Genomic DNA, 17,575 nt, shown 5'->3' on the forward strand with positions numbered 1-17,575 from the left:
GGATGCTCCGTACGAATCAGGAGAACTGGGACGCCCGTGCCCCCGTGCACGCGGCGAGCGCCTTCTACGGACTGGACGGCACCCGGTCCGCCGAGGACTGGTTCGCGCCCTTCGAATGGGAGGACCTCGGCGACCTCCACGACCGCGACGTGCTGCACCTGCAGTGCCACCTGGGCACCGACACGCACGCGTTCGCCCGGCGCGGCGCGGCGCGCACGGTGGGCCTGGACTTCTCGGGGGAGTCGGTGGCGCAGGCCCGGCGCATCGCGCGCGAGGCCGGGGTGGACATCGAGTTCGTGCAGGCCGACGTCCACGACGCCGTGGACGCCCTGCGCGGACGGCGATTCGATGTGATCTACACCGGCAAGGGCGCCCTGTGCTATCTGCCGGACCTGTCGGCATGGGCGGACGTCGTCCGCGCGCTCCTGCGCCCCGGCGGCATGCTGTACCTGGTCGAGTTCCATCCGCTCCTGAACGCCCTGGGCCCGGCCCCGGACCCCGGGCGGCAGAAGCTCGAACTGACGGCCGACTATCTCGCCGGCCGCGGTGCGATCAGGAAGGACGCGCCGCACACGTACACGGACGGGCCGCCCCTGGAGGGCGAGACCACCTGCTTCGAGTGGCGGCACGGGCTGGGTGACGTCGTCACCGCGCTCGTCGGCGCCGGCCTGCGGGTAGATCTGCTGCGGGAGACGGAGCTGCTGCCGTGGAAGCGCTTCGAGGCCATGGTCCCGGCCGGCGGGGTGTGGTGGCGCCTGCCGGACGAGGAACCGCGGATCCCCCTGCTGTTCGCCCTGCGGGCGGTCGGCGCCCGAGCCGAGCACTTCTCGTGACGTTATGGGTAGTGTTCGGCCTGTGTAAGTACCGCTGACGGGGGGTTGAGGAGAGGTCAGTGAGCGGGATAGTGGTGCATCTGCCACGGGGGAGCGGTGATCCTGCGGAGGCCGGCCGCGGCGGGGACGGGGTGACGCTGCGGCTCGGACCGGGCGAGGTGGCGCGGTTCGGGCGGGGATCGGCGACCGTGCCCGTCGAGCTGCGCCTCGTCGACGAGGCGATCTCCCGGCTGGCGGGCGAGATCCGGGTGACCGACGACCACTGGCAGCTCAGCAACTTCAGCACGACCCAGAGCTATCTGGTGGAGAACCCGGAAGGCGCCGGGGAGTACCTGAGGGTGCCGCCGCGCCGGGCGGGCGCGCCCATCCCCTTCGAGTTCTCCCGGGTCGTGCTGCCCACCCGCGAGAACACGGTCGCCTTCCAGGTCTTCGCGCCCGACCACGTCTACCTCGACCCCGACGCCGCGGGCGGGCCGTGGGGGACGCGCACGCTCACCGCGTACTCGCTGGACGAGACCGCCACCTACTTCCTCGTCCTCGTCGCCCTGTGCGAACCGCGCCTGCGCGACGAGTCGCCCGTCGCGGTACCGACGACCCCGCAGATCGTCGAGCGGCTGCGCGGACACGCCGCCTGCGACCGGCTGACGGCCCGGGCCGTCAGCTCGCACATCGACTACCTGGCCGAGGAGAAGATCCGCGTCGGCCCGCCGGCCGGGGGCGATGCCGGCCGGGGAGCCCGCCGCAACGGCAAGCGGGAGGCGATCGTCGGGGTCGCCCTGCGCTTCGGCCTCGTACGGGAGGAGCACCTGGCCCTCCTGCCGCCCCGACCGGGCGGCGGCAAAGCGGCGCGGGGGGCCGCCGGATGAGCGGCGCCGGCCGGCCCGCGGGCGGGACGTACGGGGCACGGCCCGCCCGGACCGGTGGACGGTGACGGCCGTGGAAGGGCTCACAGCCGGCTGCCGCCTCGGCGACTGGGAGGTCGGCGCACCGATCGGTACCGGCGGCTGGGCGACGGTCTACGCCGGGCGCCCCGCCGGCGAGGGCACGACGGCGTCCGGCGCACAGGCGGACGTCGCGCTCAAGATCCTGTCCACCGAGGGACTGGCACCGCGCCAGGCCCGCGCCGTCGCGGAGGCCGCCCGGCGCGAGGTCGAGCTCGCCTCCCGCGCCCGCCACCCCCGGCTCGTCCGCTTCCTGGACTCCTTCACGCTCGGCCGGCCCGGCGATGCGCACCTGGACGGCGCGATCGTCCTGGTCATGGAGCGCGCGGCGGGCAGCCTGCGGGAGCGGCTCGCCGCCGGCATCACCCCGTCCGAGGGCGCCCGGCTCGTCACCGAGATCTGCGAGGGCCTGGCCCACCTGCACCGCAGCGGCTGGGTGCACGGCGACCTCAAACCGGACAACGTCCTGCTGATGGCCGACGGTTCGGTCAGGCTCTCGGACTTCGGACTCGCGACCGAGCTGACGGCCACGCAGGGAACCCACGGCTACGCGCCCCCGATGGGCACCTTCGACTACCTCCCGCCCGAACGCTGGAAGGCCCCGCTCGGCGAGCACGGCGTCCGGGTGCGGCCCAGCGCCGACATCTGGGCCCTGGGCATCCTCGTCCACCAGGTGTTCGCCTCCGGTGCGACACCGTTCCCCGGCGCCACGCCGGTCGCGCGCGCCGCGGCGGTGCAGGAGTACGCCGAGGGCCGCACCCCGCTGCGCATCGACACCGCGGTCCCGCCGTTCTGGCGCGCGCTGGTCACCGACTGCCTGGCCCCGACCCATGCCGCGCGCGCCCCGCACACCGCCGAGACGCTGCTGGAGCGCATCCGCCGGCGGCCGGCCGAGGAGGGCCGGCCGCAGCCCGGCCCGCACCCGTCCCGGCACCGGCGCAAGGGCCTGCGGGTCGCGGCCGTGGCCGCCTCGGTGTGCGCGGTGGCGGTGGCGGGCTGGGCGTACGTCGTGCGCGGCACCGGCCCCGAATCGCCGGGCGCGGACCGGATCCGGGTGTTCAACGAGGAGCGCGGCTGCCGGGACCGTACCGACCGCGTCCCCGAGTGCAGCCTCGGCCTGGCGATCGATCCCCGCCGCAACTACACCACCGGCAACGTCGTACCGACCCGTGTGTGGCACGGGGACGTCCTCACCGTCGACTGCCGGCTGGCCCAGGGCGTGCCCATCGTCGACGAGGGCGGCACGTGGTCCGCCGAGTGGCTGCGCATCCGTCTGCCCGCCGGGTCCCGCCCGGCCACCGCCTGGCTGCCCGCCGTGCGCACGAAGGACCGCCCCGCCGTTCCGGCCTGTCCGCACCCCGGCGCCACGCCGTCGCGCTGAGGCGGCCTTCGACCGGGGACTCGTCCGAGGGCCTTTCTACCGGCGGCCTCCGCGCGTCGTCACTCCGGATCGTTCCGGATGCCCTCCCGCGGGCGCCCGCGGCTACGGTGCGGGCCTGTTTCCACCCGGGCCACCGGCAACGGAGTTTGTTCACCATCAGGAGGTCATCTTGAGCGAGTACCGACCCACGCGCCGCGGCATTCTCAAGGCCGTCGGCGGCCTGTCGGCGGCGGTGGCGGTGGCCGGCGGAGGCGTCCTCGCGGGCGCGTCGGCGGCGCACGCCGTCGGCGACGGCTTCGGGCTGCGCGTCGTCGAGCGCGGCGAGACCGACCCCCGCATGTGGTACTACCGCTTCCAGACCGCCGAGATCGGCTGGAAGCCGGCCGTCAACGTGCTGCTGCCCGACGACTACCACACCAGCGGCCGCACCTACCCCGTCCTGTACATGCTGCACGGGGGCGGGGGCGACTTCATCGAGTTCGACCGCGCCGGGATCCGTGAGCTGACCGCCGGCAAGCCGATCATCGTCGTGATGCCCGACGGTGGGCGCACCGGCTGGTACTCCAACCCGGTCCACTCCAACGTCGGCCCGCGCAACTGGGAGAACTTCCACATCAACCAGCTGATCCCCTGGATCGACGCGAACTTCCGCACCTACGCCGAGTACGACGGCCGGGCCATCGGCGGCTTCTCGATGGGCGGCTTCGGCGCGCTGAAGTACACGGCCAAGTACTACGGCCACTTCGCCTCGGTGAGCTCCTATTCCGGCCCGGCCAGCCTGCGCCGCGACGGCGGCCTCGTCGTGCACTGGGCGAACGTCACCTCCGCCCTGGACCTCGGCGGCGGCACCGTGTACGGCGCGCCGTTCTGGGACCAGGCCAGGGTCACCGCCGACAACCCGGTCGAGCGCATCGAGAGCTACCGCAACAAGCGCATCTTCATGGTCGCGGGCACCAGCCCCGACCCGGTCAACCTGTTCGACCGGGCCAACGAGACCCAGGTCCTGGCCGGCCAGCGCGAATTCCGCGGCCTGCTGGACCGCGCGGGCATCCCGTACGAGGCCCACGAGGACACGGGCGGCCACTACTTCCGCACCCAGTTCTTCCGCGACGACATCAACGGCATCATCGACCGACTCCGCAAGGCCTAGGCCGGGTCCGGCGGACCTTCGTCATGCACGGCGCCCCTACGGGGCGCCGTGGTGGCGCGTGACGAAGATCCGCCGGACAGGCCCTGGGCCCCGCGGGGGCGGTTTGGGTGGCGGGGGTGGTGGTTAGTGATCTCATCGGCATCTTCCCGCGGCGCCCCGCGCCCGGACGGCACGTCGGCTGAAGAGTGACGATGACCAGGACTTCGTCCGATGGCGAGCTCGGCGGAGGCACGCTCGCGCCTCATCCGTTGCGGCAGTACGCGCTGCTGGCGGACGGTGAGCGGGGTGTCCTCGTCGGGCCCCGGGGGGAGTACGCGTGGATGTGCGCCCCCCGGTGGGACTCGGACGCGGTCTTCTCGACCCTGGTCGGCGGGACGGGCGTGTACGTGGTCACGCCCGTGGCGCGCTGCGTGTGGGGCGGGTACTACGAGGACGGGACGCTCATCTGGCGCAGCCGCTGGGTCACCGACGACGGCATCGTCGAGTGCCGCGAGGCCCTCGCCTTCCCCGGTGACCCGCACCGTGCCGTGCTGCTGCGGCGCATCGTGGCCGTGCACAACGCCGCGCGGGTGTCCGTGGTCCTGGAGCCCTGCGCGGGCTTCGGCCGGTACCCGTTGCGGGGGTTCTCCCGCGAGGCCGACGGGGTGTGGGCCGGGCGGGCCGGGCCCCTCGCGGTGCGCTGGTCCGGTTGCGCGGCCGCGCCGCGGCCGGTGGACCCCGGCGGGCGCCGGGTGGGGATGGAGCTGACGGTCGGGGCGGGGGACTGCCACGACCTCGTCCTGGAGATCAGCGACCGGTCCCTGACCGGGCGGCCCCCCGACCCGGGTGAGATGTGGCGCGCCACCGAGGAGGCGTGGCACGCGGCGGTGCCGCGGCTCGACGGCACGGTCGCCCGGACCGACGCCCGCCGGGCGTACACCGTCCTGCGGGGGCTGACGGCGGCCTCGGGCGGCATGGTCGCCGCCGCGACGACGAGCCTGCCGGAGCGGGCGGAGGAGGGCCGCAACTACGACTACCGCTACGTGTGGATCCGCGACCAGTGCTACGCCGCCCAGGCGGCGGCCGCCGCCGGGGACACGGCGCTGCTGGACGAGGCCGTACGGTTCGTCGCGGCCCGCCTGCACCAGGACGGGTCCCGCATGGCCCCCGCCTACACCGTGGAGGGGCGCACGATCCCCGACGAGCGCGAGCTGGACCTGTCGGGCTACCCCGGCGGGTTCGACCGGGTCGGCAACAACGTCAGCGGGCAGTTCCAGCTCGACGCGTTCGGCGAGGCCCTGCTCCTGTTCGGTACCGCGGCACGCCACGACCGGCTGGACGCCGACGGCTGGCGGGCGGCGGTCATCGCCGCGCAGACCATCGCCCGCCGCCGCGACGAGGCGGACTCCGGTGTGTGGGAACTGCGCCCGCGCCTGTGGGCGCACAGCCGGCTGACGTGCGCCGCCGGCCTGCGGTGCGTCGCCGCCGCCGGCCCGCCCGGCGGTCGTACGGCCGAGTGGAGCGCCCTGGCCGACCGCCTGGTCGCGGACGCCGCGGCCCGCTGCCTGCACCCCTCCGGGCGCTGGCAGCGGTCCCCCGAGGACCCCGGCCTGGACGGCGCCCTGCTGCTGCCCCCGCTGCGCGGCGCCCTGCCCGCCGACGACCCCCGCACGCAGGCCACGTTGCGCGCGTACGTCGACGAGCTCACCGAGGACCACTTCGCCTACCGCTTCCGCCACGGCGACCGGCCGCTGGCGGAGAGCGAGGGCGCCTTCCTGCTGTGCGGGTTCGTCACGGCGCTGGCCGAGCACCAGCAGGGGCACCAGGTGGCCGCGTTCCGCTGGTTCGAGCGCAACCGCGCAGCCTGCGGCCCGGCCGGGCTGTACTCGGAGGAGTACGACGTCGCCCAGCGGCAGTTGCGCGGCAATCTGCCGCAGGCCTTCGTGCACGCGCTGATGCTGGACTGCGCGGCCCGGCTGGCCGGTCCCTGGCCGGAAACGTAGCGGCCGGGCGGCGGGCGGAGCTTGAATGGGCCCTCCTGGCCTTCCCCCTCAGGAGGTTCCCGTGGCGGACCGTACCGAGTCGATCGAATCCATGGAGCAGCTCGCCGTCGTGTGGCGGGCGATGGTGCTCGACCGCGATGCCGCCGCCGACGTGCGGGACCTGCCCGGCCTCGCCGTCCGCTGGGCCGACTGCCGGTTCGCCTTCTGGAACTGCATCACGCTGACCGAGGTCGACGCGGACCCGGCGCTCGTCGAACAGCGCCTGGGGCTGGCGGCGCAGATCATGCGCGAGAAGAAGCACCCCGGGTTCCTGTGGCTCTTCGAGGACCTCCTCGGCGACCGGGCGCGCGCCGGGGTGCGGGCGGCCGCCGAACGCGCGGGCCTGGAGTACGCCTTCCCCGGCACCGGCATGGCCGGCGACCTCCTCCCCCTGCCCGAGCCGTCCCACCCCGACCTGACGTTCGTCCGCGTGAGCACCGACGAGCACCTGCGGGCGTACGCGGACCTCAACTCCCGCGCCTACGGCTTCCCGCTGGAGGACGGCCGCGACGGGCTCCTCGGGTCCACGCTGTGGAAGAACGAGGTGCACGCCTACCTGGGCCTGCGCGACGGTCTCCCGGTCACGTGCGCCGGCACCGTGGAGGCCGAGGGCCGTCTGTTCGTGGTGCTCGTCGCCACGGCCCCGGAGTGGGAGCGCAGGGGGTACGGGGAGGCGGTGACGCGCAAGGCCCTCTTCGAAGGGGCGCGGGCCACCGGCCTGACCCGCGCCACCCTGCACGCCACCGCGGCGGGGGCGCCGGTGTATCCCCGCATCGGTTTCCGGCCGAACTCGCCGGTGCACTTCTACGGCCTGAAGGGCTGACCGGTCACGCCCCGGGGGTCGGCCGGGTCAGCGGGCGGGCTCCTGTGGGGCCGTTGCCCGGTGGCGTACTCCCGAGCGGACCGCCCAGAAGAAGACGGCCAGGGCGAAGGCGGCGACGGTCAGGGAATCGTAGGGAGCGGGCAGCCGGCCCGAGCCCTTGAACGTGCCCAGCCAGGACAGCAGCGTCAGCCCCGACAGGTAGCACAGCAGCCACGCGCCGTCGCGCAGTTCGCCGGCCAGCGGCCCGTCGTCGACGGAGCGCCGCATCCCGGCGTACAGCACCAGGCCGGCCAGGACGACGGGCAGCGCGAACCGCAGGTCGTGCCAGCCCGACCAGTACACGAACTCGCTGGAGACCACGAAGCTCAGCGGGGCGATCCAGCGCAGCCCCGGCACCCACCCGGCCATGCGGGTGCCCGGGTCGGCGCGGAAGACGGCGACCGCCACCGCCGAGGCCGCGTAGATCAGCAGGTACATGTCGCCCATGATGCTGACGATGCGCTGCCACCCGCCGAACGGCAGCAGGAAGACCACGATCACCGCGAAGTTCAGCGCCAGCGCCCGGTGCGGGATGCCGGAACGCGGATCCACCTGCATGAAGGCGCGCGGCAGCGTGCGGTTCTTGGCCAGGGCGTACGTGTGGCGGGCGTTGAGCGCCACACCGACGTACGCCGAGCCGCCGGGGGAGAGCACCGCGTCGGCGTAGAGCAGGCTGGAGAGCCAGTGCAGGTTGAGGATCAGGGCCAGCTGGCCGAAGGGCGACTCGAAGTCGACGCCCTTCCAGCCGTGACCGAGGAGGGAGTCGGGCACGGTGAAGAGGAAGGCGAACTGCAGCCCCAGGTACATCACCAGCGCCAGCCCGATGCCCGTGAGGACGGAGGCGGGGATGGTGCGGCGGGGGTTGCGCGTCTCCCCCGAGAAGTCCAGGGCCGCCTGGAAGCCGTTGACCGAGTAGACGATGCCGCCGCCGGCGAGGGCGGACAGGCAGGCGGCGTAGCCGTACGGGGCGAAACCCCCGTGGTCGGTCAGCCGGCCGGAGTGCCAGCCGGAGGCGAACAGGGCGACGATCGTGATCACGGGGACGGCTATTTTGAAGACCGAGACCAGGTTGTTCAGCCGGGCGAACGTGCGGACCGCGAACCAGTTCAGGACGGTCAGCAGCAGGCTGAGGCCCACGGCCAGCGCGAGGCCCGTCGGCGTGAGGACGTGGCCGTGGTAGAGGTCCGGCAGGTAGTGGTCGGCGTACTGCATGATCGCGCTGATCTCGGCGGCGGTGCCGCCCACCGACAGCAGGACCGACCAGCCCACCAGCGTGCCGACCAGCCGGCCCGAGGCGTACAGCGGCCAGCGCACGGTGCCGCCGCCCTCGGGCCGGGAGGCACCGAGCTCGATCATCACCAGGGCGACCAGGCCGCACAGCACGCCGGCGCCCACCCAGGTCAGCAGGGACGCCGGGCCCGCCGTACGGGCCGCGTACATCGCCGCGAACAGCCAGCCGGAGCCGACGATGTTGGAGAACCCGATCGCCGTGAGCGCCCAGAACCCCAGGTCCCGCCGGAGCCGTTGCTCCTGGACGGCCGCCTCCGCCGCGTCGGCCTGCGGTGCGGCCCCACGATCCGCTGCCACGATCTGTCCCCCTGCCCGAGGCGCCTGGACGGCGTACTGCCGAATGGATCACTCAACCTTAGGTGACGGATGAACAATTCCCGCCGGTACGCGGCCGGTGAGTCGGGACGGCTCCATGGTGCCGGTGCATGCCGCCGACGGCGCGTCGCCGTGTGTTTTTTCGTATGCGGACCGTCACACCGCAAAAGCAGACATTCAGGAGTTTCCCGAGGGTGTCCGAGGGTGCGCACGACGCCGTCCCACCTGGTGGGCAAAACGACCAAAACGTGGTGACGGAGTGTCCGAAACTCCTCCTGGATGTGACTGAAATCTATCGGCCTGGCCCGAACTCGCCCCGCTGACCAGGGGCGTTGACAGGGCGCCGACCTTGATCGACAGCTGTAGACAGGTCGGATTCGGCCGCCCTAGGATCCAGCCTGACCCGACCGGACAAGGTCGAGGAATTGGCCGATCAGTCGCTGGTTTCAGTCGTTGGCTTTTCGATATCGGGGGAATTCCCATGCCCAGCCCCACCGTCTGGAATGTCGTGCTCGACGCGGGAGCCGACACCGACATTGTGCTCGCCGCCGATTTCCCGGTGACGGGCCGGAACGAGGGTGGGTTCGCCGAACTGGCGCCAGGACTGCACCTCGACTGCGCCCTGTGGCAGACCGTCGCCCCCGTCCGCAACCCGGAGACCGACGCCCTGGGCGAGGAGTACCTGGAGCCCTGGCTGTCGGAGGTGGCCGCCAGCGGGCGCACGGTCCGCGCGGTCCTGGGCTACTGCGCGGGCTCGGTGTTCGCGGGCGTCCTCGCACAGAAGATCGCCGAGCGTCAGGGGGCCGCCCCCCTCGTGGTCGTCTTCGACCCCGAGCTCGTCGACGTGCCGACCGTCCACCTGCAGTTCGGACGCGTCATCGGCAACATGACCACCGTCCTGACGCCGGAGGAGATCGCCGAGCTGTCCGGCACCGCCGAGCAGCTCGCCGCCAAGCCCGCCATCGCGCCCGTCGACTTCGCGGCCGGGCTCTACGCGGCCTTCCGGCCCATCGGCACCGCGGCGCTGCGCCGGGCCGGACTGGACGAGGACTACGCCGGGGAACTGGTGACGCTGGTCGGCTCGTTCATGTCCTACCTCGCCACTGCCGCCGGCCTCGACCCGCGCCCCGGCTGGCGGCGGGCCACCGTGATCACCTCCGCCAGCGAGCGCAGCGGCCTGAACCGGATGCGCACCACGCCGGGCATCGCCCCCGTCGAGGTGGCCGACGAACGCCGCTTCGAGGTCGAGCACCGCGACCTGCTGCGCACGCCCGCGGTCGCCGATGCGGTCGCCGCCGTGCTGGCCGGCCGTCCGGAGGCCGGCGCGTGAGCCCCGACCTGCCGGCCGGTCACGTCCGCCCGTCCCGCAAGGAGAGCACCCTCTGGCTGCTCGACGAGCTCGTCCCGGACAGCGGCGCGAACAACCTCTCGCTCGCGATCCGGGTGCGCGGCCGCCTGGACGCCGCCGCGACCGCGAAGGCCGTCCAGCTGCTGGTCGAGCGCTTCGAGGTGCTGCGCACCGTCTACCACCGCGACGAGGCCGGCCTGGTCCGGGCCGTCGCGCCGACGCTCGCCGTCGCCCTGGAGGAGGCGGAGCACCAGCGGGACGAGGAGGGCGAACTCGCCCTGCTGACGGCCTTCGTGGCCAGGCCCTTCACCACCGACGGCAGCCCCCTCGTGCGGGCCCTGCTGCTGCACGGCCCCGACGCGGACGTGCTGTGCCTGGCCCTGCACCACGCCGTCTCCGACGTCCAGTCGACCGCGATCCTGCAGGCCGCCTTCGTCTCCCTGTACGAGGCCGTGCTCGCCGGCGAGCACCCGGTGCCCGCCGAAGTGCCCGCCTGGCACGAGCCGGAGCCCTCCGCCGAGAGCCGGCAGTACTGGCGCGAGAAGATGGCCGGTTTCCGCTCCTCCGGCCTCGAACTGTGGTGCGAGCAGCGCGAGCAGCCGGCGATCACCCTCAAGGGCGACGAGGTCACCCACACCCTCTCGCCCGAGGCCCACGCGGTCGTGCGCCGCCTCCAGCGCGAACTGCGGGCGCCCGAGTCCGTCGTCCTGCTCGCCGCCTACGCCGTCCTGCTCGCCGCCCACGGCGCCGGCCCCGACCTGACCGTCGGCTCGCCGGTCAACACCCGCCCCCGCGAGGCCGTCGAGGCGGTCGGCTACCACAGCAACCTCGTCACCCTGCGTCTGCTGCTCGACCGGGACGCGAGCTTCCGCGACCTGGCCGCCCTGACCCGGCGGACGTTCATGGAGGCGATGGCGCACAAGGACGTGCCCACCGACGACGTCCTCGACATGGTCGAGCGCGACGGCTCCACCTGGCGCAACACCCTCTTCAAGCACGTCTTCAACTACGTGCCCTTCGCCGAGGACCAGCGCACCTTCCCCGTCGCCGGCCTCGACGCCGAACTCGTCGTCGTGGAGAACGGCTACAGCCAGTTCGACCTCGAGTTCTTCGTCTCCGCCAGCCGCGAGGCGGCCACGGTGCGCGCCGTGTTCTACACGGGCGTGCTGGAGCGCTCCGACGTGGAGCTGATGGTCCGCCGCTACGACGCCCTGCTGGTCGCGGTGGGGGAGGCGGTGGACGCCCCCGTCGCCTCGCTGCCCTTCTGGTCGCCGCAGGACCACGCGGTCATCGACGCGGCCAACGCCACCGACCGGACCATCGAGCACCCCTCGGTCCTGGCCGGATTCGCCCACCGCGCCGCCGCGGACCCCGCCGCCCCCGCCGTCCGCGACGGCGAGGCCACGATGACGTACGGCGCGCTGTGGTCCGCCGCCGCCGACACCGCCGCCCGGCTGGGCGCGGCCGGTGTGCAGCGCGGCGACGTCGTCGCCCTGCTGCTGCCGCGCGGGGCGGCGCTGGCCGCCTCGGTGTTCGGCACCTGGCTCGCGGGCGCCGCCTACCTGCCCCTGGACCCCAACCACCCGGCGGAGCGGCTGGCGTACCAGCTCGACGACGCCGGCGCCAAGGTCGTGATCACCGGGGCGGGCATCGAGGCCCCCGGGACCCGCACGAGCGTCCCCGCCGCCGACTGGCAGGCCGTGCCCGAGGTACCGGTGGACACCGCCGCAGCGGCGGCGGCCGGAGCCGACGACCTCGCCTACGTGATCTACACCTCCGGCTCGACCGGCAAGCCCAAGGGCATCCCGATCCGGCACCGCAGCCTGGTCAACCACATCGTCGACTACGCCGACCGGTTCGGCGTGACCGGCTCCGCGCGCCCCACGGGCTGGCTGAGCACCTACAGCTTCGACACCTCCTCGCTCGAACTGATGATGCCGCTGCTCCACGGCGGGCACACCGTCGTCCTGCCCGACGAGGCGCGCACCGACGGCGCCCTGCTGGCGGCCGCGGTCACCGCCCACGACGTCGGCCTGCTGCAGGCGACCCCCACCACCTGGCGGCTGGTCGCCCGCGAGGCCGGCGAGGTGCTGGCCGGCCGCACGATCCTCACCGGCGGCGAGCCCCTGCCCGCCGAACTGGCGGACACGCTGCTGGCCGCCGGCGCCGAGCTGTGGAACGTCTACGGCCCCACCGAGAGCACGATCTGGGCGACCGCCGGACGCATGGGCACCGACCGCGGCGGCCGCGTGGACGTCGGCTCGCCCGTCGCCAACACGCGCATCTTCGTCGCCGACCCGCACGGCAGGCCCCTGCCCGTCGGGCTGCGCGGCGAGCTGTGCGTCGCCGGCGTCGGCGTCGCCTCCGGCTACCACGGCCGGCCCGAGCTGACGCAGGAACGCTTCGGCGAGAACGCCGCGTACGGACGCTTCCACCGCTCCGGCGACATCGCCTGCTGGCGGCCCGACGGCCGCATCGACCTCTTCGGCCGCGTCGACCGGCAGGTCAAGCTGCGCGGCAACCGCATCGAGCTCGCCGAGGTCGAGGCCGTCCTGCTCGACCACCCCGACGTCGAGGCCGCGGCCGTGGTCGTGGTCGGCGACCCTGGCGGGGACGGCTACCTGGCCGCGTTCGTCCGGGTGCCCGGGCGCCCCGAGGCCGTCGACGAGCTGTGGGACCACGCCCACCGGCAGCTGCCGCGCTCCGTGGTGCCGCACCAGTTCCTCGCGGTGGACGCCTTCCCCCGCACCGGCAGCGACAAGGTCGACTACCTCGCCCTCGCCGAGCAGGCGGCCCGGCAGCGCGGCCCGGCCGTCGGCGGCGGCGCCACCGGCACCGGCGACGACCTCACCACCACCCTCGTCGGCCTCTTCGGCGAACTGCTGGAGCGGCCCGACCTGGACGCAGGCTCCCACTTCTTCGCCAACGGCGGACACTCGCTGCTGGCCGCCACGCTCGCCCAGCGCATCAAGGGCATCACCGGCGTCCGGCTCGCGCTGTCCGACGTCTTCGAGACGCCGACCCCCGCCGCGCTGGCCGACCGGCTGCGCCGGCTCGTGTGACGGGACCGAAAGGCAGACATCCCATGGAAATCCTCAAGCTGGCCGTCAGCGGCTGGTTCGCCCGGGCCCTGGCGGTCGCCGCCCGGCTGGAGATAGCGGACATCCTGGACGGCGGCTCGATGTCGTCGCAGGAACTGGCCGAGCGCACCGGCAGCGACCCGGAGGTCCTGCACCGCCTGCTGCAGATGCTCACCGTGCCCGGCGTGCTGGAGCGCGACGGGGAGAAGTTCAAGCTGACCGAGGCCTACGCGCCACTGCGCGCCGACCACCCCTTCACCCAGCGCCACTTCGCCATCCTCGCCGCCGAACTGTACGACGACGCCTTCGCCGGCCTGATGCACACCGTCAAGACCGGCAAGTCCGGCTTCCAGGAGGTCTTCGGGCAGTCGCTGTACGCCTACCTGGAGAACCACCCCGAGACCGCCGAGCTCTTCGACAAGGGCATGGTCGACCTCGCCACGCCGGTCGCCCACTGCCTGGTCCAGCAGCACGACTTCGGCGGCGTGCGGAGCATCGTCGACGTCGGCGGCGGCAGCGGCGGCCTGCTGCCCGGCATCCTCGCCGCCCACCCCGGCATCCACGGCACCGTGGCCGACCGGGCCAGCGTCTGCGCCCGCGGCCCCGAGGGCCTGGGCCGGGTCACGGACGAGAGCGTCCTGGAACGCATCACCTTCGCACCCAGCGACTTCTTCGCCGAGGTGCCCGCAGGCGCCGACCGCTACCTGCTGAAGAACGTGCTGCACGACTGGACGTACGACAACTGCGTCCGCATCCTGCGCACCGTCGCCACCGCCATGGCCACCAGCGCCGAGGGCGCCCGGCTGCTCGTGGTGGAACCGCTGGTGGAGAACGACATCGACGGCTGGCGGGCCATGTTCCAGGCCGTGGCCTGCGACGAGGGCACGCTCGGCCTGGACGAGCCCGGCATGCGCCGCGCCCTGGAGGAGGCCGGCTTCACGGTGGAGTCCGTGGTCCAGCTGCCCACCGGGCACAAGGTCCTCGCGTCCGCCCTGCGTGCCGCCTGATGCTCACGCCCGTCTTCCTGTTCGCGGGCCAGGGCTCGCAGTACCACGGGATGGGCAAGTGGCTGTACGGGGCCGACCCCGTCTTCCGCGAGACCCTCGACTCCCTCGACGCCGTCGTCCGTGAGGTGCGCGGCGACTCGGTGATCGAGGCGATCCACGGCGACGGACACGGCCCCGAGCGCCCGATGACGCGCTTCGCCATCACCCAGCCGGCGATCTTCATGGTCGAGTACGCCCTGGCGCGCATGCTCCAGGGACACGGGTTCGCGCCCGGCGCCGTGCTCGGCGCCAGCCTCGGCGAGGTCGCCGCGGCGGCCGTCGCCGGGGTCGTCGACCCCCACGCGTGCCTGCGCTCCCTGCTGCGCCAGGTCGAGTTGTTCGAGGCCGAGTGCCCCCGCGGGGGCATGCTCGCCGTCCTCGCCGACGTCGGCCTGGCCCGGCGCGACCCCGTCCTGGCCCGGGCCCACGTGGCCGCGGTCAACTCGCCGGAGAACTTCGTCCTGGCCGGGGAGGCCGAGGACCTGGACCGCATCGAACGGCACCTGGTCGCCACCGGCACGCTCTGCCAGCGGCTGCCCGTGCTCTTCCCCTTCCACTCGCCCCTGATGGACCCGGTGGAAGGCGCGTTCAAGGACCTGATCGGGGACCTGGCCACCGGGCCCGCCACGATCCCGCTCATCTCCGGCACCACCGGCGGGGCCGTGCACGTACCCGACCCGGCCCACCTGTGGCAGGTGCTCAGGGAACCGTTCGACCTGACCCGGGCCCTCGCCCCGCTGCTGGCGCGGGACGACCTGCTCTTCCTCGACCTCGGCCCCTCCGGGTCCATGGCCAACCTGGTACGGGCCGCCCTGCCGCCCGGCAGCCGGTCCAAGGTGCTGCCGCTGCTGTCCCCGTACGCCCGCGACGAGGTGCTCCACCGGGCCGTGCTCGATGCCCGCCCCCTCCTCGCCGCCCCCGCACCCCGAACCGAGGTGAACCCCGTGAGCACTCCCGTGGCGACGCCGGCCCGACCCGCCGCCGGGAAGACCCTCGACGTCCACGTCTTCCCCGGACAGGGCGCCCAGGCCAAGGGCATGGGCCGGGACGTGTTCGACCGCTTCCCCGACCTCGTCGCCCGCGCCGACGCCGTGCTCGGCTACTCGGTGCGCGAGCTGTGCCTCGAAGACCCCGGCCGCAACCTGCGCGACACCCGCTACACCCAGCCCGCCCTCTACGTCGTGGAGTCCCTGACCTGGCTGGCCACCCTCGCCGAGGGCGGCCGGCTGCCGGACTACGTCCTCGGCCACAGCCTCGGCGAGTTCGCCGCGCTCTTCGCCGCCGGCGTCTTCGACTTCGAGACGGGCCTGCGCCTGGTCGCCGAGCGCGGCCGGCTCATGGGGCAGGTCACCGGCGGCACCATGGCCGCCGCCTCGGCCGTCGACGCCGCCCTCGTCGAGCGGGTCCTGGCCGACGCCGGCCTCGACGACATCGACATCGCCAATTACAACGCCCCCACCCAGACGGTGATCGCCGGCCCCGCGGAGTCGGTGCACCGGGCCCTGCCCCTGCTGAAGGAGGCCGGCGCGCGCTGCGCGCCGCTGAACGTCAGCGCCCCCTTCCACAGCCGCTACATGGCTGCGGCCGCCGAGGAGTTCGGGCGACTGCTGGACGCCACCGACTTCGCCGCCCCGAAGATCCCGGTGATCAGCAACGTGCACGCCCGGCCGTACGAGGCGGACGAGGTGGCCGCCACCCTGCGCCGCCAGATCGCCTCCCCGGTGCGCTGGACCGACAGCGTCCGGTACCTGATGGGGCTGGGCGACTTCCGGGTGCGCGAGCTCGGCCCGGGCCAGGTCCTGACCAAACTCGTCGACCGGATCCGCACCGAGGCGACGCCGCTGGAGGCGACGCCGGCGGCACCGGCCGTGACCCCGGCACCGGCGGCACCGGCCGTGACCTCGGCCCCGGCACCCGCCGTTACCCCGCTCCCGGCCGTGACCCCGGCCCCGGCCCCGACCCCGGCACCGGCCGTGACCCCGACCCCGGCCCGGACACCGACCGCCGGGTCGCTGGGTTCGGATGCCTTCCGCCGGGACCACGGCGTCCGCCTGGCCTACGCCGCCGGCAGCATGCGCCGCGGCATCGGCTCGGCCGAGCTGGTCGCCCGCATGGCCCGGGCCGGCCTGCTGTCCTACTTCGGCGCCTCGGGCCTGGCCCCCGCCGAGGTGGCCGCCGCCATCGGCCGGATCCGCGGGAGCGCCGGCGCCGACGCGCCGTTCGGGGTCGGCGTCACGCACGACCCCTTCGACCCGCGCGCCGAGGACGAGCTGGTGGACGTCCTGATCCGGCACGACGTCCGGCGCGTGGAGGCCGCCACCCACGTGGAGGTCACCCCCGCCCTCGTACGCCACCGCCTGACCGGCGCCCGCGTGCTCCCCGACGGCACGGTGCACGTGCCCCGCACGATCCTGGCCAAGGTCACCCGGCCGGACGCCGCCCGGCTCTTCCTGGCGCCCCCGCCCGCCGCGCTGGTGCGGCAGCTGGTGACCCGGGGGCTGCTGACCGAGCAGGAGGCGGCGGCCGGGCAGCGCGTCGCGCTGGCGGACGACGTGTGCGCGGTCGGCGACTGCGGCGACCACTCGGACCTCGGCACCCTGTGGGCGCTGCTGCCCGCGCTGCGCCGACTGCGCGCCGAGCTCGGCGGCGTCGCCGAGGCCGTGCGCATCGGCGCCGGCGGCGGCATCGGCGCCCCCGAGTCGGCCGCGGCCTGCTTCGTGCTGGGCGCCGACTTCGTCCTGACCGGCTCGGTCAACCTGTGCACGGCCGAGAGCGGGATGAGCGCCGCGGCCAAGGACCTGCTGCAGGACGCCGACGTGCACGACACCGCCCTCGCCCCCTACGGCGAGCTGTTCGAACTGGGCGGCCGGGCGCGCGTGCTGCGCAAGGGCGTCCTCTTCCACGCCCGCGCCGGCAAGCTGCACGACCTGTGGCGCAACCACGACTCCTGGGACGCGGTGCCCGCCGCGGTGCGCTCGAAGGTGGAGCGCGACTATCTCGGCGCCCCCTTCGACGAGGTCTTCGCGCGCCTCGGCCGCAGCGGCGAGGAGGCCGCGGACCCCAAGCGGCGCATGGCGCTGGTCTTCCGCTGGTACTGCGCGCAGGCGAGCACCTGGGCGATCGAGGGCACTGCCGGCCGCGTCGCCGACTACCAGGTGCCCTGCGGTCCGGCGCTCGGGGCCTGCAACCGGTGGCTGGCCGGTACGCCGCTGCACGCCTGGCGGGACCGGCACGCCGACGAGATCGCCGACCGCCTGCTGACCGAAGCCGCCGCGCTCGTCGGCCCGGCGGCCTGACATCACATCCGA

At 74.1% G+C, this 17,575-nt stretch carries 11 protein-coding genes; 10 read left to right on the plus strand and 1 reads right to left on the minus strand.

Annotated elements, in window-relative coordinates:
• Window positions 1–2: 2 nt before the first annotated feature.
• From AC27L3_RS00565 to AC27L3_RS00590, 6 genes are all read left to right on the plus strand, one after another.
• Window positions 3–833, plus strand: a complete 831-nt coding sequence (locus tag AC27L3_RS00565; protein WP_487232290.1) for a class I SAM-dependent methyltransferase — start codon at window positions 3–5, stop codon at window positions 831–833.
• Window positions 834–892: 59 nt separating this feature from the next.
• Window positions 893–1,699, plus strand: a complete 807-nt coding sequence (locus AC27L3_RS00570) for a serine/threonine protein kinase (RefSeq protein WP_487231946.1) — start codon at window positions 893–895, stop codon at window positions 1,697–1,699.
• A 70-nt stretch (window positions 1,700–1,769) separates the two neighbouring features.
• Entirely contained in the window at window positions 1,770–3,155 is a 1,386-nt protein-coding gene (locus AC27L3_RS00575) for a serine/threonine-protein kinase (RefSeq protein ID WP_487231947.1), read from the plus strand.
• A gap of 169 nt (window positions 3,156–3,324) precedes the next feature.
• Window positions 3,325–4,305, plus strand: a complete 981-nt coding sequence (locus AC27L3_RS00580) for an alpha/beta hydrolase (RefSeq protein ID WP_487231948.1) — start codon at window positions 3,325–3,327, stop codon at window positions 4,303–4,305.
• A 191-nt stretch (window positions 4,306–4,496) separates the two neighbouring features.
• Window positions 4,497–6,287, plus strand: a complete 1,791-nt coding sequence (locus AC27L3_RS00585) for a glycoside hydrolase family 15 protein (RefSeq protein ID WP_487231949.1) — start codon at window positions 4,497–4,499, stop codon at window positions 6,285–6,287.
• Between the two features lie 25 nt (window positions 6,288–6,312).
• A complete protein-coding gene (locus AC27L3_RS00590; RefSeq protein WP_487231950.1) occupies window positions 6,313–7,149 on the plus strand; it encodes a GNAT family N-acetyltransferase in 837 nt (278 codons plus the stop codon).
• A gap of 27 nt (window positions 7,150–7,176) precedes the next feature.
• Here AC27L3_RS00590 and AC27L3_RS00595 read toward each other — a convergent pair whose 3' ends face one another.
• Window positions 7,177–8,775 carry an APC family permease gene (locus AC27L3_RS00595; protein WP_487231951.1) on the minus strand — a complete coding sequence of 533 codons (1,599 nt, stop codon included), beginning with the start codon at window positions 8,773–8,775 and terminating at the stop codon, window positions 7,177–7,179.
• A gap of 499 nt (window positions 8,776–9,274) precedes the next feature.
• Between AC27L3_RS00595 and AC27L3_RS00600 the strand changes: the two genes are divergently transcribed.
• From AC27L3_RS00600 to fabD, 4 genes are read left to right on the plus strand one after another with little or no spacing between them, the layout of a single operon-like run.
• The gene (locus tag AC27L3_RS00600) at window positions 9,275–10,123 is read left to right on the plus strand and encodes a hypothetical protein (RefSeq protein WP_487231952.1); all 849 of its coding nucleotides are present in this window, start codon (window positions 9,275–9,277) and stop codon (window positions 10,121–10,123) included.
• On the plus strand, window positions 10,120–13,203 hold the full coding sequence (locus AC27L3_RS00605) for a non-ribosomal peptide synthetase (RefSeq protein WP_487231953.1): 3,084 nt from the start codon (window positions 10,120–10,122) through the stop codon (window positions 13,201–13,203). Before AC27L3_RS00600 ends, AC27L3_RS00605 begins: the two co-directional genes overlap by 4 nt.
• A 23-nt stretch (window positions 13,204–13,226) precedes the next feature.
• Window positions 13,227–14,228, plus strand: a complete 1,002-nt coding sequence (locus AC27L3_RS00610) for a methyltransferase (protein ID WP_487231954.1) — start codon at window positions 13,227–13,229, stop codon at window positions 14,226–14,228.
• Window positions 14,228–17,563, plus strand: coding sequence for an ACP S-malonyltransferase (fabD, locus tag AC27L3_RS00615; RefSeq protein WP_487231955.1), 3,336 nt, complete (start codon window positions 14,228–14,230; stop codon window positions 17,561–17,563). The genes AC27L3_RS00610 and fabD overlap by 1 nt, the downstream gene beginning before the upstream one ends.
• The last annotated feature ends 12 nt before the right edge of the window (window positions 17,564–17,575 follow it).

Source organism: Streptomyces sp. PKA51 (assembly GCF_057552455.1).

Bases quoted from the DNA above. Each gene is read 5' to 3' on its own strand.
- AC27L3_RS00610 (WP_487231954.1), top strand. From the start codon at position 13,227: ATGGAAATCCTCAAGCTGGCCGTCAGCGGCTGGTTCGCCCGGGCCCTG.
- AC27L3_RS00585 (WP_487231949.1), top strand. From the start codon at position 4,497: ATGACCAGGACTTCGTCCGATGGCGAGCTCGGCGGAGGCACGCTCGCG.
- AC27L3_RS00565 (WP_487232290.1), top strand. From the start codon at position 3: ATGCTCCGTACGAATCAGGAGAACTGGGACGCCCGTGCCCCCGTGCAC.
- fabD (WP_487231955.1), top strand. From the start codon at position 14,228: ATGCTCACGCCCGTCTTCCTGTTCGCGGGCCAGGGCTCGCAGTACCAC.
- AC27L3_RS00600 (WP_487231952.1), top strand. From the start codon at position 9,275: ATGCCCAGCCCCACCGTCTGGAATGTCGTGCTCGACGCGGGAGCCGAC.
- AC27L3_RS00590 (WP_487231950.1), top strand. From the start codon at position 6,313: ATGGGCCCTCCTGGCCTTCCCCCTCAGGAGGTTCCCGTGGCGGACCGT.